The 21,077-nt window shown below is 47.0% G+C and carries 16 protein-coding genes; 7 read left to right on the forward strand and 9 right to left on the reverse strand.

The features are described 5' to 3' along the window. Both RDP42_RS05080 and RDP42_RS05085 read right to left on the reverse strand, forming a co-directional pair. A complete protein-coding gene (locus tag RDP42_RS05080) occupies nt 1–342 on the reverse strand; it encodes a hypothetical protein (protein WP_308762807.1) in 342 nt (113 codons plus the stop codon). A 24-nt stretch (nt 343–366) separates the two neighbouring features. Next, nucleotides 367–2,064, reverse strand: a complete 1,698-nt coding sequence (locus tag RDP42_RS05085; RefSeq protein ID WP_308762827.1) for a bifunctional metallophosphatase/5'-nucleotidase — start codon at nt 2,062–2,064, stop codon at nt 367–369. A gap of 211 nt (nt 2,065–2,275) precedes the next feature. On the opposite strand from RDP42_RS05085, the gene RDP42_RS05090 reads away from it, so the two are divergent. The 7 genes from RDP42_RS05090 to RDP42_RS05120 all read left to right on the forward strand — a co-directional run bounded on the left by RDP42_RS05090 (nt 2,276) and on the right by RDP42_RS05120 (nt 14,466). Next, nucleotides 2,276–4,414: a Tex family protein gene (locus RDP42_RS05090; protein ID WP_308762808.1), complete on the forward strand. Its 2,139-nt coding sequence runs from the start codon at nt 2,276–2,278 to the stop codon at nt 4,412–4,414. 12 nt (nt 4,415–4,426) lie between these two features. Next, a complete protein-coding gene (gene nudC, locus RDP42_RS05095; RefSeq protein ID WP_308762809.1) occupies nt 4,427–5,224 on the forward strand; it encodes an NAD(+) diphosphatase in 798 nt (265 codons plus the stop codon). After that, a complete protein-coding gene (locus RDP42_RS05100) occupies nt 5,221–7,623 on the forward strand; it encodes a transglycosylase domain-containing protein (protein ID WP_308762810.1) in 2,403 nt (800 codons plus the stop codon). The genes nudC and RDP42_RS05100 overlap by 4 nt, the downstream gene beginning before the upstream one ends. A gap of 307 nt (nt 7,624–7,930) precedes the next feature. Next, nucleotides 7,931–9,187, forward strand: a complete 1,257-nt coding sequence (gene pgk / locus RDP42_RS05105) for a phosphoglycerate kinase (RefSeq protein WP_308762811.1) — start codon at nt 7,931–7,933, stop codon at nt 9,185–9,187. A 146-nt stretch (nt 9,188–9,333) separates the two neighbouring features. Further along, nucleotides 9,334–13,320: a response regulator gene (locus RDP42_RS05110; protein WP_308762812.1), complete on the forward strand. Its 3,987-nt coding sequence runs from the start codon at nt 9,334–9,336 to the stop codon at nt 13,318–13,320. A 13-nt stretch (nt 13,321–13,333) separates the two neighbouring features. Further along, entirely contained in the window at nt 13,334–13,876 is a 543-nt protein-coding gene (locus tag RDP42_RS05115; RefSeq protein WP_204476489.1) for a chromate transporter, read from the forward strand. Between the two features lie 20 nt (nt 13,877–13,896). Then, a complete protein-coding gene (locus RDP42_RS05120; protein ID WP_308762813.1) occupies nt 13,897–14,466 on the forward strand; it encodes a chromate transporter in 570 nt (189 codons plus the stop codon). A 3-nt stretch (nt 14,467–14,469) separates the two neighbouring features. On the opposite strand, the gene RDP42_RS05125 is transcribed toward RDP42_RS05120, so the two are convergent. The 7 genes from RDP42_RS05125 to RDP42_RS05155 form a co-directional block, all read right to left on the reverse strand. Next, a complete protein-coding gene (locus RDP42_RS05125; RefSeq protein WP_308762828.1) occupies nt 14,470–15,009 on the reverse strand; it encodes a ParB/RepB/Spo0J family partition protein in 540 nt (179 codons plus the stop codon). Continuing rightward, on the reverse strand, nt 15,006–16,301 hold the full coding sequence (locus tag RDP42_RS05130; protein ID WP_308762814.1) for a DUF3440 domain-containing protein: 1,296 nt from the start codon (nt 16,299–16,301) through the stop codon (nt 15,006–15,008). Before RDP42_RS05130 ends, RDP42_RS05125 begins: the two co-directional genes overlap by 4 nt. Next, entirely contained in the window at nt 16,273–16,695 is a 423-nt protein-coding gene (locus tag RDP42_RS05135) for a hypothetical protein (protein ID WP_308762815.1), read from the reverse strand. Before RDP42_RS05135 ends, RDP42_RS05130 begins: the two co-directional genes overlap by 29 nt. 67 nt (nt 16,696–16,762) lie before the next feature. Continuing rightward, nucleotides 16,763–17,776 (reverse strand): ABC transporter ATP-binding protein, encoded by a 1,014-nt coding sequence (locus RDP42_RS05140; RefSeq protein WP_308762816.1) that lies wholly within the window; start codon nt 17,774–17,776, stop codon nt 16,763–16,765. Continuing rightward, nucleotides 17,776–18,816, reverse strand: coding sequence for an iron ABC transporter permease (locus RDP42_RS05145; protein ID WP_308762817.1), 1,041 nt, complete (start codon nt 18,814–18,816; stop codon nt 17,776–17,778). Before RDP42_RS05145 ends, RDP42_RS05140 begins: the two co-directional genes overlap by 1 nt. Continuing rightward, nucleotides 18,813–19,949, reverse strand: a complete 1,137-nt coding sequence (locus tag RDP42_RS05150) for an ABC transporter substrate-binding protein (RefSeq protein ID WP_308762818.1) — start codon at nt 19,947–19,949, stop codon at nt 18,813–18,815. The genes RDP42_RS05145 and RDP42_RS05150 overlap by 4 nt, the downstream gene beginning before the upstream one ends. Before the next feature lie 5 nt (nt 19,950–19,954). After that, complete coding sequence (locus RDP42_RS05155; RefSeq protein WP_308762819.1) at nt 19,955–21,034, reverse strand: DUF5074 domain-containing protein; 1,080 nt, start codon at nt 21,032–21,034, stop codon at nt 19,955–19,957. Nucleotides 21,035–21,077 lie beyond the last annotated feature (43 nt).

Below are 21,077 nucleotides of genomic sequence, written 5' to 3' on the forward strand. Positions count from 1 at the left end.
CTATTGTATGGGAGGAGCACGGAGATAAATTCCTGCCGCATAAGAACATACGACAGGCGAGATTTCCAGTTTTTCATCCAATGAACAAAGCAGATGCAGATTCGGAAGTGCAATATCCGTCTGTCCTGCTTCCAAGGAATAAAAACTGGAAAGAAAATGAAGGGCCAGCGCCTGGCCATCGTTATGAGAGTGAGATTTTGTAAAAGGATGCGAGTGCACAAGCATCACCCCGTTCACCACATGCACGTGGGCAAACAGGGCCGTGGTGGCATAATAGGAGGCAAACAAGATTGCCAGTCCACATGCCACTGTCCGTAGATACCTGCGAAGGCCTTTATACATATCCCTATGGATTAATTATGAACATTAGTCTTTGTCTGTTCCAAACAAAAGTTTATAATCACGCTGTGCCGCCGGAATGGTCCACTCTTCCGGAATGAACTTCCACTGGTTCAGCGGCTTCGGATCCAGCACCTTGACTTCCTCAATCCGTTTCATCAAGTAATAGCGCAAATCCTTGTCGGTAGAGAAAATAATGCGCTTGGAAAGTTCTGCCTTGGGAATACCTGCACCTTTAGTCAGCAAATCACCTCCTCCGTTTCCACGGTAAGAATTGACTGCCACCTTGTATTGTTTAGCCGGTTCAAAGGGTTTTCCGTCGGCCATACGTTCAATGGTAATTCTTTCGCCACGGGGTTTGGTCACATCCACCGTATAAATAATGCCTGCCGCAGAATCAAAGTTGAAGCTGGGGTTGCGGAAACGCCCGAAGCCATTGTCTTTCTCGTTTAACAGCAACAAATGGTCATCGGCCGATTTCATCTGGTTCACCCAAAGGTCGTACGACATTTCCAGAAAATTCTTCACCTCTTTTCCAGAAAGCACCATGGTATAAAGCATATTCTCAAACTTGTACAAGTTGAACATGTCGCTCACACAAATGTCACCTTCCTTGATTTCAGCATAAGCCGACAGCGGAGCACAGAAAGAAATATCTGCCCCGGTAATGTCCAGCTGTAACTGATGAATCAAGTCGATAAAAGCAGAAGGACCAAAGAAGGCCTCCTTCGAAGAAATGGTATGTTCAATCCGACCGATTTTCCGCGAAACAAAATTCAAGGTAGTCTCATACTGCTTCTGGAATGTATTCATGAAATCCGAGTCTACGGCATAGTCATCCATATGGACCAGCTTGCCCTCTACCTGCTTGGAAACCACCTTCCCATTCTGTTTCTTCACCGTAAAAGTAACCTCGGAAACCACTTTGGCGGTATTGGCCGGGTCTACCAACAGCACAGAATCACCTTTCACATTGGCTACTCTTTCATTCCAGCGCGTATGGTCGTGTCCCATAAATATCACATCGAATCCCGGCACGTTTTTAGCCACTTCAGCCGATTCGTTTTCAATGGCATTGTCCAAGCGGTTTCCTTCCGGCCCTGCATGGAACAAACCAATCAGGATGTCCGGATGTTCCTTTTCCTGGATTTCTTTCACCCATTTTTCTGCACAAGCAGTCATACTTTCAAACCGCAGTCCGCTCCACAATTGCTCAGGCAGCCAAGAGGGTATGGCGGGAGTAATCATACCGAGGATAGCAATCTTCACCCCGTCCCGTTCCATCACCTCGTATGGTTTCAGGTACGGACGTCCCGTCTTGACATCGATAATGTTGGCTCCCAACACCGGAAACTCACACTGTCTCACCCAACGGTCGTACACCGCATGTCCGGTTTCCACATCGTGGTTACCCATGTTGCCCACATCGTAACGCATATAGTTCAACATGGCGGCACAGACATGCACCGAGGTCGTATCCATATAATTATAGTAATAAGCCACCGGCTGTCCCTGAAGGATGTCTCCATTGTCCATCAAAATAACATTCTGCCCATACTTCTCCCGTTGCTCCTTCACATACGAAGAAACACGGGCCAAGCTGCCTTTCATCTGCTTATTCTGGATAAAATTATACGGGAAATAACAACCATGCACATCGCTGGTTTCCATAAACTTCAGTGTCACAGTCTCACTGTCGGCTGCACGTAACTGCATGTGACTCATGCCCCACAAAGTGATCAGGCTAATAATAAAATAGATTGGTCTAGTCTTCATTTTATCTGACATTGGTCATAATTGCCGCAAAGATACGAGAAGTTCCCGATATTCCACCAGGATACTTCCTAAAATACTAAAAAACGAAAGACCGCCCCACGCTGATATTTTCCCATTTTTTCACTACTTTTGTAGCCGATATAACTCAATTCCCTTTTTCATGGAAGATTTCAGCCGGATGATTGCCGCCGAATTAAAACTGCCGGAACATCGCATTGCCAACACACTCAAACTGCTCCAGGGAGGAGCAACCATTCCTTTCATCAGCCGCTACCGCAAAGAAGCGACCGGCGGACTGGATGAAGTACAGATAGGAGACATTCAGACACGGTATGAAAAACTGTGCGAACTGTCCAAGCGAAAAGAGACTATCCTTTCCACCATTGAAGAACAAGGCAAACTGACACCGGAACTGAAAGCCCGCATCACCGCCTGCTGGAATACCACTGAACTGGAGGACATCTACCTGCCCTTCAAGCCCAAACGAAAGACCAGAGCCGAGGCGGCACGTACCAAAGGACTCGAACCATTGGCTCTGCTGCTGATGATGCAGAAAGAAAACAACCTCGGAACCAAAGTTCGTGCTTTTGTGAAAGGTGACGTAAAAGATGAGGAAGATGCCCTGAAAGGGGCCCGCGACATTCTGGCCGAACAAGTCAGCGAAGACGAACGTTCACGCCACCTGATGCGCAACCAATTCCAACGGCAGGCCCTTATCCAAGCCAAAGTAGTAAAAGGAAAAGAATCGGAGGAAGCCTCTGCCAAATACCGTGACTATTTTGATTTCAGCGAACCGCTCAAGAAATGCTCTTCCCACCGCCTGCTGGCGCTCCGCCGGGGAGAAGCGGAAGGCGTGTTGAAAGTTTCCATTTTTCCGGAAGACGAAGAAAGCTGCAACGAACGTTTGCAAAGACTGTTCGTCCGAGCAAACAATGAGTGTGGACGTCAAGTAGAAGAAGCGGTGTCCGATGCCTATAAGCGCTTGTTGAAACCTTCCATTGAAACGGAATTTGCGGCACTCAGCAAGGAAAAAGCCGACGAAGAAGCCATTCGCGTATTTGCCGAGAATCTCCGTCAGTTGCTGCTCGCTCCCCCGTTGGGACAGAAACGGGTCATGGGCATCGACCCCGGATTCCGTACGGGGTGCAAAGTGGTCTGTCTGGATGCACAAGGCACTCTTCTGCACAACGAGGCCATTTATCCTCATCCCCCGAAATCAGAATATGCCCAGGCTGCACGCAAACTCGTGAAGCTGGTGGAACAATATAAAATTGAGGCTATCGCCATCGGAAACGGTACAGCCAGTCGCGAAACGGAACAATTCGTTACCAGCCAGCGCTACGACCGAGAAGTACAGGTATTCGTGGTCAGCGAAGACGGAGCCTCCATTTATTCCGCTTCCAAAACGGCCCGCGAAGAATTTCCAGACTACGATGTCACAGTCCGTGGCGCCGTCTCCATCGGCCGCCGTCTGATGGACCCGCTGGCCGAACTGGTCAAGATTGATGCCAAGTCCATCGGAGTAGGCCAATATCAGCACGATGTAGACCAGACCAAGCTGAAAGCGGCCCTCGACCAGACGGTGGAAAGCTGCGTCAACCTGGTGGGGGTGAATGTCAATACGGCCAGCAAGCACCTGCTGACGTACGTATCTGGCTTAGGTCCGACCCTGGCACAGAACATCGTAGACTACCGTACGGAGAACGGTCCGTTCGAATCCCGCCGACAACTGCTCAAGGTACCAAGAATGGGGGCCAAGGCCTACGAACAGTGTGCCGGATTTCTCCGTATTCCACAGGCCAAGAACCCGCTGGATAACTCGGCCGTACATCCGGAAAGCTATCCCATCGTGGAACAGATGGCCAAGGATTTGCATTGCAGCGTAAACGACTTGATTAAGGACAAGGAACTGCGCAGCAAGATTGACTTGAAAAAATACATCACCGATACCGTGGGACTTCCTACCCTGACCGACATTCTTCAGGAACTGGACAAACCCGGAAGAGACCCGCGCCAGAAAATCCAAGTATTTGAATTCGACAAGAATGTACGTACGCTGGACGATTTGCAGGAAGGCATGGAACTGCCCGGCATCGTGACCAACATCACCAACTTCGGCTGTTTCGTGGACATCGGCATCAAGGAAAACGGACTGGTACACATCTCCCAACTGGCCGACCGCTTTGTCAGCGACCCGACCGAAGTGGTACGTATCCACCAGCACGTACGGGTAAAAGTGCTGAGCATCGACCACGAGCGGAAACGCATCCAGCTCACCATGAAAGGATTAAACCAATAAGTACACACCAACATGAAACAAGATACAAAAGAACTGTGCGGCTGGTTCATCTTCTGCCAAGGCCAGCGACTTCTGGTCGTAAAGGAAGGTGACCAATTTCACATTCCCTATGCCACAGAGCCACCGGTAAAAATTCCTGCCGATGCAACGATACATACCATCGGACAAATCCAGGGACACCCGGCCAAAGCCTACGCCCTCCCCCTTGAGGAGCTGAACGGAAAGGAGGATACTTTCATCCCGACCGACTTGCGGGCTTCTTACGATGTTCTCCCGCTGGAAGAATACCAGTGTGCCGGAAAAGCTTCCCAAATACTGACGTGGGACAAGCAAAGCCGTTTCTGTCCGGCCTGTGGTACCCCCACCGAACAGACAGGTCCCATCACCAAACGCTGCCCTCACTGTGGACTGGAGATTTATCCACGTATCTCTCCGGCTGTCATCGTACTCATCAAAAAAGGCGACAGCATCCTGCTGGTGCACGCCCGCAATTTCCGGGGAACCTTCAAAGGACTGGTGGCCGGTTTCCTGGAACCGGGAGAAACCTTAGAGGAATGCGTTCGCCGCGAAGTAATGGAAGAAACTGGTATCCGCATCAAGAACCTGACCTATTTCGGCAGCCAGCCTTGGCCTTACCCCAGCGGCATCATGGTAGGTTATTATGCGGAATATGAAAGCGGCACCATCAAGCTGCAGGACGAAGAATTAAGCGCAGGTGACTTCTACAGTCGTGACCACCTGCCGGAAATACCTAAAAAACTGAGCATTGCCCGAAAACTGATTGACGCATGGTTAAACAACGAAATATGAAAAAATACATCCTTTACCTTACTCAATTCTTACGAAAAACGACCCGCCGTCTGCTCAAGGCGGGAAAACAAGCCATCCAATGGTATGTACGTACTTTCCGTAAATTGCCGTGGTATGGACGCACCGGCATGGCCATCCTGACAGGTATCTGTTCGCTGATTGTGCTGCTGATTATGATTGACCTCAACTTCCTGTGGCTGTTCGGAAAATCACCGAGCATGTTCAACATCAAGGAACCGATACAACACATCGCTTCCGAAATTTACAGTGCCGACGGAAAACTGATTGGAAAATTCTATTCCGAAAACCGTACACCGGTGGAATACAAGGACATTTCCCCCATCCTCATCAAGACATTGGTCTATACGGAAGACGAACGTTTCTACAAGCATTTCGGTATCGACTTTGAAGGTGTCTTTGCTGCTGCAAAAGACTACGTGGCACACGGAGATGCCCGCGGAGCCAGCACCATCACTCAACAGCTGGTGAAAAACCTGTTTAAAGTCCGTTCACAGTACTCCACCGGATTGCTGGGCTATATTCCTGGGGTAAAACTACTCATCATGAAGGCCAAGGAATGGGTGACTGCCGTCAAGATTGAGATGCTGTACAGCAAGGAAGACATTCTGACCATGTACTTCAATACCGTGGACTTCGGAAGCAATGCATTCGGCATCAAAACGGCCTGCCATACCTATTTTAATACGACTCCCGACAAGGTGACCGTGGAACAGGCAGCCACCCTGATTGGATTGCTGAAAGCTACTACCTACTACAATCCGCGCATTAACCCGAAAAACAGTCTTTCGCGCCGGAATGTGGTGTTAGGAAAACTGTACGAGCACCATTTCCTGAACAAACATCAGTTGGATTCTATCCGGCAACTGCCCACAATCCTGAAGTTCAGACAGGAAAGCTACAACACCGGACTGGCTCTCTACTTCCGCGAGGCTGTGGCCAACGAACTGAAAAGCTGGTGTAAGGAAAACGACATTGACTTGTATGGAGACGGACTGAAAATCTATACCACCGTCGACAGCCGGATGCAGCGCTATGCGGAGGAGGCCGTTAACCGGCAGATGCAGGAAGTACAGAAGAAATTCGATGCGCACTGGGGCACACAAGCTCCCTGGAGAGACCGAAGCGGGGAAGAGATACCTCACTTTATCGAAGATTTGGCTGAAAGAACACCGGCTTACCAGTATCTGTCGCACAAATACGGCAGTCAGACCGACTCCATCTTCTATTACCTGAACCAGCCTCATCGTTGCAAGGTGTTCGACTATCAACTGGGACAAAAGGATACTACCTTCAGCACCATGGACTCTATCCGCTATATGGAGCGCTTCATGCACTGCGGTTTCGTGGCCATTGCTCCCCACACCGGAGAAGTCAAGGCTTGGGTGGGCGACATCAACTTCCAGTCATGGAAATACGACAAGGTATTGTCCAAACGTCAGCCGGGCTCTACCTTCAAACTCTTTGTCTACGCAGAAGCCATGAACCAGGGATTATCTCCCTGTGATTTGCGGGTGGATGAAAATATTCCTTGGGAAGTGGAAGAGAATGGTGAAAAGAAACTCTGGATGCCGCACAATGCCAACGGAGGGGCCACACTCGACACCATGTCCCTGAAAATGGCCTTTGCCCAATCGGTCAACACCATCGCAGCCAACGTGGCCCACGAGGTAGGTATCCATCAAATAGCCACCACTGCCCATAAAATGGGTATCCGTACCCCACTGGAAGAAACACCGGCCCTGAGTCTGGGCGCTTCCGATGTTTCCTTGCTGGAACTCGTTTCGGCTTACGGCACAGTGGTCAATGACGGAGAAGCCATCCGCCCCATACTCATCACCCGGGTGGAGGACAAAGACGGACACGTCATTTATGAAGAAGAACCGGAAAAGACACAGGCCATCCCCTATGCCAGCGCCTACCTCATGCAGCAGATGCTGAGAGGGGGACTGACTTGTCCGAGAGGTACCTCACAGGCACTCTGGCGCTTCCGCATCTTTGACAAAGGTACCGAATTCGGCGGAAAGACCGGAACTTCGTCCAACCACTCCGATGCCTGGTTCGTGGGGGTCAGCCCCAATCTGGTGGGAGGCGCCTGGGTAGGCGGAGAATACCGCAGCATCCATTTCCGCACGGGCGAACTGGGGCAAGGCAGCCGTACAGCCCTTCCGGTATTCGGTTACTTCATGGAAAAAGTGCTGGCCGACCCCAAGCTGGCTCCGCTCTATGTGGCGAAGTTCCCGCAACCAAAGGAAAAACTGGACCGCTCATGGGACTGCAACGACTATTACCCGCATTACAGTGACAGTGATTCCATCTACATGGCTTTGGGAGATTCCCTCCGGTTCGAAGGCGAGGAGGATCTTCCACCCATTGAATAAATCACTGTTTATCAACATGTTGAAAGTTCCCCAAAAACGCAAGTGCGTTTCAAGGAAAACGCTTTGACGTTTGAGACAAAACGCAAGGACGTTTTACCTAAAACGCACTTGCGTTTTGATTCAAACGTACTTGTGTTTCAGTCCAAACGCACTTGCGTTTTTTAACGACCTTCAAAACAGCCTTTAAGTATGCAAAAATCTACCCCTTATTCTTTCTTTTTTATTTTTTTTCTTACCTTTGCGGTGCATCCTTCCAAGGGGTGTCTGTAGCAACAGAAACACTTTAAACATAAAAATATTAGAGATTATGATGACTATTGACAAATTCAACTTTGCCGGCAAAAAGGCAATCGTTCGTGTGGACTTCAATGTACCTTTGAACGAAGAAGGTAAAATTACTGACGATACTCGTATCCGTGGTGCACTGCCTACTTTGAAAAAAATCTTGGCAGACGGTGGTGCTTTGATTATCATGTCACACATGGGTAAACCCAAAGGCAAAGTAAACGCTAAATATTCTTTGAGCCAGATTGTAGACGCTGTAGCTGCTGCACTGGGTACTCCGGTGAAATTTGCTCCGGACTGCGCTAAAGCTCAGGACGCTGCTGCTGCCTTGAAACCGGGTGAAGTACTGTTGCTGGAAAACCTGCGTTTCTATCCTGAAGAAGAAGGCAAACCGGTAGATATCGACAAAGAAGATCCTGCATACGAAGATGCAAAGAAAGAAATGAAAGCTCGTCAGAAAGAATTCGCCAAGACTTTGGCTTCTTACGCTGACTGCTACGTAATGGATGCATTCGGTACTGCCCACCGTAAACACGCTTCTACAGCTGTTATCGCTGACTACTTCGATGCAGACCACAAGATGCTGGGTTACCTGATGGAAAAAGAAGTAAAAGCTGTTGACAACGTATTGAAAGACATCAAACGTCCGTTCACTGCCATCATGGGTGGTTCTAAAGTTTCTACTAAGATCGGTATCATCGAAAACTTGATGGACAAAGTAGACAACCTGATTCTTTGTGGTGGTATGGCATTTACCTTCGCTAAAGCTCAGGGTGGTCACATCGGTAACTCATTGGTAGAAGATGACAAACTGGATCTGGCTCTGGATATCATCGCTAAAGCTAAAGCTAAAGGTGTTAACTTGGTTTTGGGTTGCGACTGTATCGCTGCTGATAAATTTGCAAACGATGCCAATACTCAGGTTTGCGACGACAAGAACATTCCTGACGGATGGATGGGATTGGATGCAGGTCCTAAGACTCGCGAAGAATTCAAAGAAGCAATCAAGGGTGCTAAGACTATCCTGTGGAACGGTCCTGCCGGTGTATTCGAATTCGACAACTTCGCTGGTGGTTCTAAGGCAATCGCTGAAGCTATCGCAGAAGCAACTAAAGAAGGTGCCTTCTCACTGATTGGTGGTGGTGACTCTGTAGCTTGCATCAACAAGTTCGGTATGGCTGACCAAGTATCTTACATCTCTACTGGTGGTGGTGCTTTGCTGGAAGCTATCGAAGGTAAAGTTCTTCCGGGTATTGCAGCAATCCGCGGTGACAAATAAAGATTCGTCTTTATAATGTAATACAACCCAAGGCATGGCTTTAAAAGCCATGCCTTTTTATTTTCCCCAACGACGAAACCCTCCACATTATTTTGATAAGAAATTGTTTTTTACGAAATTTGTCCCCCATACCCAACGAAAACATTATGCACAAATTTCTATATATCGTCTGCCTGCTGTTGTCTGTCACATTCACGCAGATGGAAGCGCAGATATTCCAATACATTGGTATAGACGACGGGCTGAGCAGTCGCCGGGTGCTTTCTCTCCAACAAGGGGAACACGACTACATATGGATTCTCACCCACAAGGGCGTTGACCGCTACAACGGAAAACAATTCACCCACTATCCTCTTATCAAAAATGGAACAACCATCAGTTGTTTCCCCAACTTGAACACCCTTAAAACAGACAAGGACCAGCAATTGTGGGAAATCGGGAAAGACGGTCTGGTTTTCAGTCTGGACGAAGCACAAGACTCTTTCCAGCTGATGTTCGACCTTCACCAACAATTTCCTGAAACACAAAACATCCCGGTGACATGTACCTACATGGATGAAGAAAAAAACATCTGGTTCTGCACCGAAAACGGCCTGTACACTTACAACGGAAACAACCGGAAAAGCCATAAAATCAGCCAAAAGATTCCAGGTAAAGTGACGTGCATGATACAGGCTCACGGAAACAAATATTTTATAGCCAACGAAGAGCATCTGTATTCTGCGACCTTTCATAATGGATTGCTGGAAAATATTCAGAAGGTAAATATTCCCCCTATCCATATCATTGATTACATTTACTATCACAAGCCGACAAAAAAGTTCATTATCAATGCCTTGCTCGACAAGTTATTCATCTATACTCCCACCACCGGAGAACTGAATGACTTAGGAAATCATCTGAAAGACATCGGGGTAAACACCATTATACCCAACCGGGAAAATTCGGAAGAAGTATTCATTGCCACCGACGGAGACGGTGTCTACAAACTCAATATCACTCAGAAGCGCCTCTCTCATTTCCTTCAGGAGGACAATGAGAGTCTGAACAAAATGAACGGCAACATTATCAAGGACATCTACATGGACCGTACCAACCGGATATGGAACGTACTTTATCCCATCGGAATTACCATCTACTCAGAAAGATATCCCCAATACCAATGGTATAAGCACGCCCCCAACAATCCCAATACCTTGTCCAACGACTGTGTAAACGGAATCATGGAAGATTCGGACGGCGACATCTGGTATGCTACCTGCAACGGAGTAAGTTGCTTCAACTCCCGTGAAAAAAGATGGAAAAATTATTGCACGTCAGATGAACTCCCCAACTATGAGAATCATATCTTTCTGTCACTCTGTGAAGTGAAGCCGGGAATCATACTGGCCGGAGGCTATATGTCTGGTATTTTCCTTATAGAAAAGAAAACAGGCAAAGCTACCTTCCATCAGCAAGGAAAATCGCCTATCAGAGAAACACCCGACAAATATATCCGTGGAATCATCGTAGACAAACAGGGGGTGGTATGGAGTGGAGGTTTCTACAGCCTGAAAGGATACAATCCTCGCACTGCTGAAAAACAAGAATACAGTTCTCCCTATCCCATTACATTCCTACAGGAAAAAGACGAAAATTCTTTATGGGTAGGAAGCATCCATGGATTGTATGTGTTCGACAAGAAACAGAAACGGCTCCTACCTTATCAAGGGAAGGAAGAAATTGGCTGTGTAAATGCCATATACCATACTTCCGACTTGCGAAAAACATATGTGGGCACTTACGGAAACGGCCTGTTCATCATTGACAACCAAACAAAAGAAATCACCCATTGTGTAGCCAACAACAGTGGATTGCAGACCAATAACATTTACAGTATTGTACCCGACAAAAACGAAAATCTGTTTTTAGGCACAGAAAACGGCTTATCTTTCTATAAGCCCAAAGACCATACGTTTACCAACTGGACCCGGGAACAAGGACTTCTGGCCTCCAACTTCAATTCTACCGCTGGCCTTCACACACGCGACGGCCGTCTTATCTTCGGGAGCAATGAAGGGGTAATCATCTTACCGGACAGTCTGGAACTGCCCTCCAGTTTCTCCAGCCACATGGTGTTCTCCAACCTGAACATCATGTACCATCCTGTACACCCCATGGAACCCCATTCACCGCTGAAGAAGATTTTGGATGAAACCAACTTCATCCAGCTGAAATACAACCAGAACACATTTTCGATGGAAGTGTCGTCCATCAACTTTGACAATCCTTCAAGCATTCTGTACAGCTGGAAACTGGAAGGATTCTACGACGAGTGGACACCTCCTACCCACAATGGTACCATTCGTTATACCAATCTTTCACCGGGAAACTATACCCTGAAAGTACGTTCCATCCTGCTCGATAACCAACAGGTACTGGAAGAAAGAGAAATCGGTATTTTAGTAGAACGTCCTTTCTGGCTGACGTTCTGGGCCTTCATGCTCTATGCTTTGCTGATTGCCGGGGCAGCGTATGCCTTCCTCCGATACCAGATTATCAAACGTGAGCGGAAAACCTCGGAAGAGAAAATCAATTTCTTTACACATGCCGCACACGACATCCGTACTCCCTTGACCATGATCAAAGGTCCATTAGGCGAAATCATGGCAAAAGAGAAGCTGAGTGAACATGGGCAGAAGAACCTCCAACTGGCCATGGAAAGTACGGAAAATCTGGCGGAACTGGCCGACAACCTGATTAATTTCCAGAAAGAGGAACTCTATTCCTCACAGACCATTGTCACCGAACATGAACTGAACCATTACCTGAGCAACTATTTGCATCAGTTTGAAAGTTTTGCCCAGCAAAAGAACATCCAACTTTCGTACGAGAGTACTTTTGACCACCTTTCGGCCTGGATTGACGTAAGCAAAATGGACTCCATTCTGCGCAATCTGCTGTCGAATGCCTTGAAATACACTCCGTCGGGAGGAAAGGTTTCCATGAAAGCAGATACGAACAAAAACAACTGGATGCTGACCATCTCGGATACGGGTATCGGCATGAACAAGGAAGAGCAGAAAAAGCTTTTCAAGTACCTGTTCAGAGGCCATAATGCGGCCAATCAAACCAATACCGGATGTGGCATCGGCATGCTGCTGACCTACCGTCTGATTGAAAACCACGAAGGAAAGATTACTTTCCAGAGTACGGAACACGTGGGAACCAGCTTCCAGTTAACTTTCCCTATACGGAGCAAAAACTATCAGTACAAGGACACAGACCAGGAAGTGGAGACCAATACCTCCCCTGTCACCTCTCTTCAGACAACCAATCAGGTGACTGCTTCACAAGACACACCGCCGACTACACAAACGGATGAGAAGAAACCACTGATACTGGTCGTGGAAGACAATGCCTCCTTGCGCGCCTTCATCCAGCAAAGCCTGTCGGATACGTATCAGACAGAAGGAGTGGAAAACGGAAAAGAGGCCATCGACTTTGTGCAAACGAAACAGCCCGACCTGATTCTGTCGGACATCATGATGCCCGTCATGGATGGAAGAGCAATGTGCCAACGGTTGAAAAGCAACATGGAAACCAGTCACATCCCTATCATCCTGCTCACCGCTTTAGGCGACAAGGAACATATCCTGGAAGGACTGGAAATCAAGGCCGACCAGTATCTGGTGAAGCCCTTTGACGTACATATCCTGAAGGCGACCATCCATACACTGATTGAAAACCGGAAAATGATCCGCAACCGTTTCCGGTCGGTAGTTACCGCATTGCCGGAGGAAAGCGAAACCCACATCGAACTGCCTACCAGCCTGGATGATGAATTCATTCAGAAAGTAACCGAACTGGTTAAAGAGGGATTGGGTAAGAACTTCAATGTAGACACATTGTGTGCCTCCGTCAACATGAGCCGCACCAGTTTCTATAATAAGATTAAAGCCCTGACCGGTATTGCTCCGGCAGAATTTATCCGGAATATCCGGATGCAGGAAGCAGCCCTGATGCTGAAAAGCCAGCGTTATACCGTAGCAGAAGTATCCGACAAAATGGGGTTTGCTGATCCGAAATACTTTACGGACACCTTCAAGAAGTTTTACGGTGTACCGCCCAGTACTTACATGAAGAAAAATTAAAAAAACAAATGATATGAATTTTTATTTAAGATCGTTCCTGATTTTTTTTCGCATCGGTGTCTTCACCATCGGTGGAGGTTATGCCATGGTTCCACTGATTGAAGCCGATCTGGTAGACAAACGGAAATGGATTGGTAAAGAAGACTTTCTGGATCTGATGGCCTTGGCCCAAACCGTACCTGGTATCTTTGCCGTCAACATTGCCATATTCATCGGCTATAAGCTCAAAGGGTTCTGGGGAGCTTTCTGGATGGCACTAGGCACCATTCTCCCCTCGTTTCTCATCATCCTGGCCATTGCCCTTTTCTTCCGGCAATTCCAGCATGTAGAAGCTGTAGAACACGTTTTCAAGGGAATCCGTCCCGCCGTAGTGGCCTTGATTGCCGCCCCTACCTTCAAAATGGCCAAGTCAGCTCGTATCAACCGGTACAACATCTGGATTCCGGTAGTTTCCGCACTGCTGATATGGCTCTTAGGTTTCTCACCCATCTATGTCATTATTCTCAGCGGACTGGGGGGCTATCTCTACGGACGCTATCAGAAGAAATATAACTAACCTATAAAACATCAACACATATGGCACTATTATTACTGAAACTATTCTATACGTTCTTCAAGATAGGCTTATTCGGATTCGGTGGCGGTTATGCCATGATCTCCATGATTCAGGGAGAAGTAGTGACACGCTACGGCTGGCTCAGCACTTCCGACTTCACCGACATTATTGCCATCAGTCAGATGACCCCCGGTCCTATCGGAATCAACTCCGCCACTTATGTGGGCTATACGGCCATGGTCAATGCGGGCTACTCACACTATATGGGCATTTTAGGCTCGACCGTGGCCACCCTTTCTGTCGTGCTGCCCTCCTTTATTCTCATGGTTTTTATCAGCCGCTTTTTTCTGAAATACCAGCGCCATCCGGCAGTGGAAGCCGTATTCAAAGGACTTCGCCCGGGGGTAGTGGGTTTGCTGGCCGCAGCCGCACTGGTACTGATGAACGGAGAGAACTTCGGAACGGATACTTACCAAATCGTAATCAGTATCCTGCTCTTTATAGCCGCCTTCATCGCTTCACACCACTACAAGATGAACCCGATTCTCCTGATTATCTGTAGCGGCGTATTAGGATATTTCCTATACTAAGATTCAATCCTCCTCGTCCCCCGGCTCCATAGTCTGGGGAACCGGGATGGAAAAATCACGGTCGGCAAACAGAGAAGCCAGTCCGGAAATCTGTTTCAGGCGGAGAAGTTCATCCTTATCCATTCCAATGTTCTTCATAATCCAGCTATCTGACATGCCGGCTTTCGTCAGTTCTGCGACGATATGCGTCATCAGTCCCACGTCATGAGAACCTCTTGCCCGGTTATGACGAATGGTAGAACCCATCCGGTGCGACAAGTCCTTATCGATGACCACTACCGGAAGCATTCCTTTTTCCCGTTCATAAATCCGTTTGGATGTTTTCAGCACCTGATAACGGTGAAAGCCGTCCACAATAATATATTTATCATTCTCCTTATCATAATAACAGACACAAGGCATGGTAAATCCATCCTCCCAAATGGATAATTCCAACAATTTCATCTCGGGAGGTGCTACCACGTTCGGATTATAGTCATTGGCGTATACTTTCTCAACCGGTACTGCTTTCACATTGTACACTGGACTTTTTTCATCTTTCAGTTCCATATCTTCTTATATTGTTGTAAAATATAGTCTTTCATTTTCTTTTCTTCCTTGCTTACCGCAAATCCCATGTATTTGCAGGCATAGTCATTACGCAGAATACACAGACACATGCGTTTATAAGTGGGAATTTCCCGAAACTCTGGAATGTCAATGTCATCAAGGTATTCCATCATGACCGGATGTTTCGTCGTTTTATAGTTGCTCTTGTTCCGCACTGTTATCGGAATATTCATTGCTTCCAGCTTGGCGATGGTTTCATCGCTCAGACAGCCTCCTTTCGTTCTCCAAAATTTGATGCTGGTATGTAACTTACTCAAATAGCCTCTCCGGGTTTCTTCCGGGAGTGTAGAAAGCAGAAATTCCATGAACGACTTCCACGTATGTCCTTCCGGTAACTTGATACCTCCTCCATGTCCCATTACACGTGTTCCTCCATAAAGCGCCGAAAAATTGACACCGTTCACGCGCCCAATCATCTTTCCCCACGTATCAGGCTCAATGACCTTATATAAACGCAAACTTTCAATCGCTTCACTGATAAACGGACTGGCTACCCGTTGCCGCTCCAAGTTCACTCCTGCATAATAATAAAGGTCATACAAACGGTTGTAATCCCACCCAAACTTTCCGTTCGCCGTCCATACATCCGTTGTCTTCCAGTCATAAATTGGATAAAGGTTGTACACATCATTGGCAATCTTGGAACTCCAAATAAATTTATGATAAAGCTGCTGTTTTAATCCTCCATAAATGGTACGCCAACGATTGTAACTCTCCTGCGTACGAATACCTACCAAACAGGCTGTACGCACAGCATGTTTCTTTTCATGTAGCCAAGCTGCAAAACGCAGCTGGAATTCGTAATCCCACATATCGTCATGAAAGAAAGGAAAATCACTGGCCTTCATCACTCCTTCCGGCATGTCACGCACCCAAAGTTCCCGGTACTTTTCATCCCACGGACGCCAGTAATGTTGATACATGGAGGTACAGGTTCTCACTTTGAAAGGTACACAAATACGATACACTTCCAAAATGTCTTTATTTTGTTCGAGAATGCGGTTGACAAACTCTATCGTATGGGTGTACTGCACCTCATAATCCATAAAAAACACGCCTAATTTTCTATCCAGCTTATTTCGGCGAATATAATCAACACATAAGTTGAGCAATACTCCACTGTCTTTTCCTCCAGAAAAAGAGAGGTACACATTATCAAATTCCTTAAACAGAATCGACAAACGTTCCTGCGTCAGTTCATACACATTTTTTTCCGTCTTTTCCATCCTTTCTTTTTAGTTTAAGATAAGTACTCCAGATGCGTCCTACTTCAAAATCCTGCTCAAAGAAATACAACTCATGCCCTTTTTGCACCACAGCTTCCAACGTCTTATCCACATCCTTAAATTCATTGACCACGGCTTCCAACAAACTCACAAAAGTCTCTTCTTCATTGTTTGCCACATAATAGTTATTAATGACCCATGTTTTTTTCCGTATCTCCACCGGAAAAAATCCCACCACTTTTTTCTGTACGAAAGCCACAAACCATACAAATGACTCACTGGTCTTAAACGGATAATTATGATTGTATTTTATGACTTCCGGATTCATCACCAAAGGAGCAACACATTCGTATAACTCCGGTGATGTACCAGCCATTTTCACGATATGTACCATAATTGTCTATTTTCTCTTCATCTTGAGCAAAAGTAATGAAATTCTTAGAAAACTAACTGAAAAACAATTAGATATTCTCCAACAACTGCGCGAAAGAAGTATAACAAATGGTCTGTCCATTTACTTCTGTATAAAAAAGCTGATTGGAAGAGCGTACTTCCAATAACGGCAGTTTCTGATTTGGAGCCGAGGCATCCAAACAAAAATAATGATGACGGTTCAATGCATTCTGTGTCCAATGACGCAAGATTTCATTCTCCGCTTTCAACACAATGAATCTTTCGCCAGACACTTCCGGCGAAAATCCTCCATGCATCAAATCAAATTTGATGTGCGGACGTTCACGGAACAACGCATCCATCCGGTTGTGCAATATCAGGTCTTCCGTAACTCCACATTCCAATCCTCCCTGCGAAGAAAGCAACCAGAGACGGTCGGCCAGTACCAATGCCTGTTCTATATCATGAGTCGATAAAAGAATGGCCCTGTTTTCTTCTACTGCCAGCCGATGCAGCAGATTCATGATTTCAATCCGACTCACCACATCCAAAAAAGCCGTCGGCTCATCCAAAAGTATCAAGGGACACTCCTGCACCAGCGCCTTGGCAATCATCACTTTCTGACGTTCCCCATCCGAAAGCTCCGCCATGTAACAATGCGCCTTATGCGCAATCTCCACTGCCAGAAGCGCGTGTTCCACCAGCTGCTTGTCCTCTTTATTCAAACGTCCGAAAAAGCCTGTATATGGCTGACGCCCCAATGCCACCAGCTCATACACCGTCAATCCTCCTGCCTGCGTACGGTCGGTCAACACCACTCCGATGGTTCTCGATAATTCCCGTTCGGAATAAGTCGGCAAGTCACGTCCCAACAAATACAAATTCCCTGATAAAGGAGGCTGTGCAGCTGCCAATGTACGGAGCAAGGTCGATTTTCCGGCTCCATTGGCTCCTAACAGGCACGTCAATTCCCCTCGGAAAAGTTGAAAGTTCAATCCGGTATGCACTTCCGTCCGTTTCTTTCCTACCCGATACCCAATGGTCAGGTTCTTCCCTTCTACCACTATTTCCGATTGCCTCATCAGTTAAAATATTGAATTCGACGTTGGTTAATGATAACATAAATAATGACCGGAGCTCCGAGAATCGGTGTCACCGCATTCAGAGGTATCACTCCCGACTCCCCCGGAAGCACACAAATCAAATTGCACAGCAAGGCCAAAGCCCCGCCGGAAAGCAAGGTGACCGGCATCAAGGAGTTATGATTGGAAGTACCCAGCATCAGACGGGCCAAGTGAGGAACAGCCAGACCGATAAAAGCGACCGGGCCACAGAAAGAAGTGGTCACGGCCGTCAGCAGTCCCGTAGCCAGCAGCAAGTAATTGCGTACCCGACGGATATTGATGCCCAAATTCTCCGCATAACGCGGTCCCAGGAGCAAAGCGTTCAACGGTTTGATTAACAGAACAGCTACCACCAGCCCCGCCAAAGTCAGCAAGGAAAAAGCCGGAAGCTGTTCCAAGGAAACGCCCCCGAAATTTCCCATTCCCCACACCATATACGATTGTACTCCCTCTGCCGTCGCAAAGAAATTCAACAGCGAAATCAGTGAGGAAGCGATATACCCAATCATGATACCGGCAATGAGCAACATGACATTACTTTTGATTAAAGACGACAGGAAAAGAATCAGGGCCAACACAGCCACTGCCCCTAAGAAAGCCCCCAAAATGACTGAGAAGAAACCGGACAGCGTGAACACACCCGTTGCGATGGTGCCCCCTCCGGCCAGCATCACCAAGGCTACTCCCAGACTGGCTCCTGAACTGATACCCAAAATGGAAGAATCGGCCAGTGGATTGCTGAACACCGTCTGCAACATCAGTCCGGAAGCCGAAAGGGCCGCCCCGCAAAGCAAGGCCGTCACACACTGCGGGAAACGCGACTCCCAAACAATGTAGGTCCAGCTGGCTTTTGCCGCCTCTTCGCCTCCCAAAATGCGCACCACTTCCCGTGCCGGTATATCCACCGAACCGAGAAACAGATTGGCCGCCACCAGAAGTAAAATCAGGAAGACCAGACCGACAAACACCACCTCATTCTTTTTGCCTGTGAAAATCATTCTGCTAATTTACTAAAATATTTCGGTTCATATCCCTCCAGCAATTCCGGATGGAAGATTTTTACCATGTCTTTCAGCAAAATCTCCGGATGGAATGGCGATTCCTCATAGAAAGGTATCCGATTCGTGTTGCATCCATAAATCTGACGCGTACGAAACGCCTTGAAACAGGCATACAACGCATAGTCTTTCTGTAATTCCCGATAAGTCTTGTCATTCGGCTGGTTGTACTTTATCAGCCAGAAATCAGCATTCTCTCCTTTGTCGAACACTGTTTCAAACGCCATCGGCACCGAACCACTGTTTGGCAATTCGGCAAAGACATAATTTGCCCCGGCATCGGCATACAGCCTACCAGTCGTACTCTTCCCTCCGGCAATATACCAAGCAGAACCATATTTCAGGTCGCTCAGAACCGTAGGATGAGAAGCCGCCCCAGCAGCCAACGCCTTCACCGACAGATATTCTTTCTCAATCTGGGCAAAGAGCGCTTCACCTTTCTGTTCCTGTCCCACCAGCAAACCATAAAAACGCAACCATTCGGCCCGTCCCAACGGAGAGGTTTCCATATAGTCTGCACATTCTATCACAGGCACACCTAACTTACCTACCCTTCCGTAACCGCCACTGTTTTCAAACGGAGAAAGCATAATGGCATCCGGATGCAAGTCGATGATTTTTTCAATGTCCGGGTTCATACCGTTTCCACAGTCCACCACCGTACCTTTCTGATAGCCTTCCTGTACCTCCGGCATCTTAAAATACTCTAAGTTGCAGACACCCTTTATACTCTCTGCACAGCCCAGCTCCTTCAGCACACTTCCATGTACCACTGAATACACCACAGCACGTTCCAAAGGCACACGCACCACAGTACCTTCCGGCAGATTCTCCGGCACTGGCCGGGTCTTATCGGTCAACAGATAAGTGTGCAGGATTTTCAACGTATCCCACGGGTTACGTACAGCTACCAGCGTATAATCCGGAAACTTCACTACCGACAAGTTGGTGGCATACTTCATTTTCAGCGTATCCCCTCCCTCTTGAACGGAAGAAGTCTTGCTTCTTCCGCCACAGGCAGAGAGAAGCAAGACCATAATTACTATATGGGCAGATAGTAAAATTTGTTTCATAAAAATCAGTCAATGAAAACCATTGTTTTAGGATTCTGACCACCGCAGTCAAACTTTTCGATAAAGTTTCCATTACGGTCAAAACGATACATTGTACCATTCGAATTTGAATAGAAGGTCACTCCGATATAAATATCTCCATTCTTGTCATCCACACTCATCATATAGATACTTGAAGAAGCCAGTTCTTCCGGAGCATTTTTCAAGAAAGAAGACTGATTGACGGTAGCTGTCTTCACATTATAAGAAAAGAAAGAATTAGTGGTACTTGTATTAGGCCAGTTCGAATAATCAGTTTCCGAATTTACAAAATAGACCATATCATCGCCTACGGCCATATTGGTAGCCACTCCCAATGAAGTAGATTTATAATTGTCTTTCGGGTCTATCATCTGTGCAGAATATCCCTTGTCGGCATAATTACCCCAAGAAATCAGGAAAATTTTTCCATCTTCTTCCAACACCTGATTCGGATTGATATCTACCGTCAACGTGGTTTCCAACGTCATAGTAGCCGCATTAATGACAAACAATTCTGTCAGATACTGATAACCCGCATCATTCTTTAAATAGGAATTGGCCACATACAATTTGCCGTCACATTCCGCAATACCTTCCAGATTGTTTCCTCCATTAAACGTACCAGCTACGTTCAAAGTATTGGCATCCAGTTTTGTTACCTGTCCACCATATTGTGTCAAATAAATATAGCCATCTTCAGCCGTCATGTAACGAGGATCTCCTTCCGATTCTGGAATCGCATAACGCTTCTTTTCCACTCCAGCCGTATTCATCCGGACCAGGTATCTTGAGCCTGCAATGATGGCGTAAAGATCATTGTTATACTCTATCAATGACTGCCCAGTATCACCCAATTTGGCCTGATTCTGAGTATAAAAAATATCACTAATAAATTCCGCATTCTTGTCAGGTGCATAGAAAGACAAAGTCGCATTGTTCGCTCCCATGGTTCCCTCATTCAAAATAAATGCACGATGTGCAGGAAGGGTCACTTTGGAACCACTGTCATCGAATAACTCCTCATCTTCACTACAAGCCACCAATGACACTCCTAATGCCACCATGCAGCATAAACTGAAAAATAACTTTCTAAATTGCATAACTATT

It is taken from the genome of uncultured Bacteroides sp. (assembly GCF_902472605.1).
GTDB lineage: Bacteria > Bacteroidota > Bacteroidia > Bacteroidales > Bacteroidaceae > Phocaeicola.

Coding starts and splice junctions, on each gene's coding strand:
- RDP42_RS05080 (WP_308762807.1), bottom strand. CDS start 342: ATGTATAAAGGCCTTCGCAGGTATCTACGGACAGTGGCATGTGGACTG.
- RDP42_RS05085 (WP_308762827.1), bottom strand. CDS start 2,064: ATGAGTCACATGCAGTTACGTGCAGCCGACAGTGAGACTGTGACACTG.
- RDP42_RS05090 (WP_308762808.1), top strand. CDS start 2,276: ATGGAAGATTTCAGCCGGATGATTGCCGCCGAATTAAAACTGCCGGAA.
- nudC (WP_308762809.1), top strand. CDS start 4,427: ATGAAACAAGATACAAAAGAACTGTGCGGCTGGTTCATCTTCTGCCAA.
- RDP42_RS05100 (WP_308762810.1), top strand. CDS start 5,221: ATGAAAAAATACATCCTTTACCTTACTCAATTCTTACGAAAAACGACC.
- pgk (WP_308762811.1), top strand. CDS start 7,931: ATGATGACTATTGACAAATTCAACTTTGCCGGCAAAAAGGCAATCGTT.
- RDP42_RS05110 (WP_308762812.1), top strand. CDS start 9,334: ATGCACAAATTTCTATATATCGTCTGCCTGCTGTTGTCTGTCACATTC.
- RDP42_RS05115 (WP_204476489.1), top strand. CDS start 13,334: ATGAATTTTTATTTAAGATCGTTCCTGATTTTTTTTCGCATCGGTGTC.
- RDP42_RS05120 (WP_308762813.1), top strand. CDS start 13,897: ATGGCACTATTATTACTGAAACTATTCTATACGTTCTTCAAGATAGGC.
- RDP42_RS05130 (WP_308762814.1), bottom strand. CDS start 16,301: ATGGAAAAGACGGAAAAAAATGTGTATGAACTGACGCAGGAACGTTTG.
- RDP42_RS05135 (WP_308762815.1), bottom strand. CDS start 16,695: ATGGTACATATCGTGAAAATGGCTGGTACATCACCGGAGTTATACGAA.
- RDP42_RS05140 (WP_308762816.1), bottom strand. CDS start 17,776: ATGAGGCAATCGGAAATAGTGGTAGAAGGGAAGAACCTGACCATTGGG.
- RDP42_RS05145 (WP_308762817.1), bottom strand. CDS start 18,816: ATGATTTTCACAGGCAAAAAGAATGAGGTGGTGTTTGTCGGTCTGGTC.
- RDP42_RS05150 (WP_308762818.1), bottom strand. CDS start 19,949: ATGAAACAAATTTTACTATCTGCCCATATAGTAATTATGGTCTTGCTT.
- RDP42_RS05155 (WP_308762819.1), bottom strand. CDS start 21,034: ATGGTGGCATTAGGAGTGTCATTGGTGGCTTGTAGTGAAGATGAGGAG.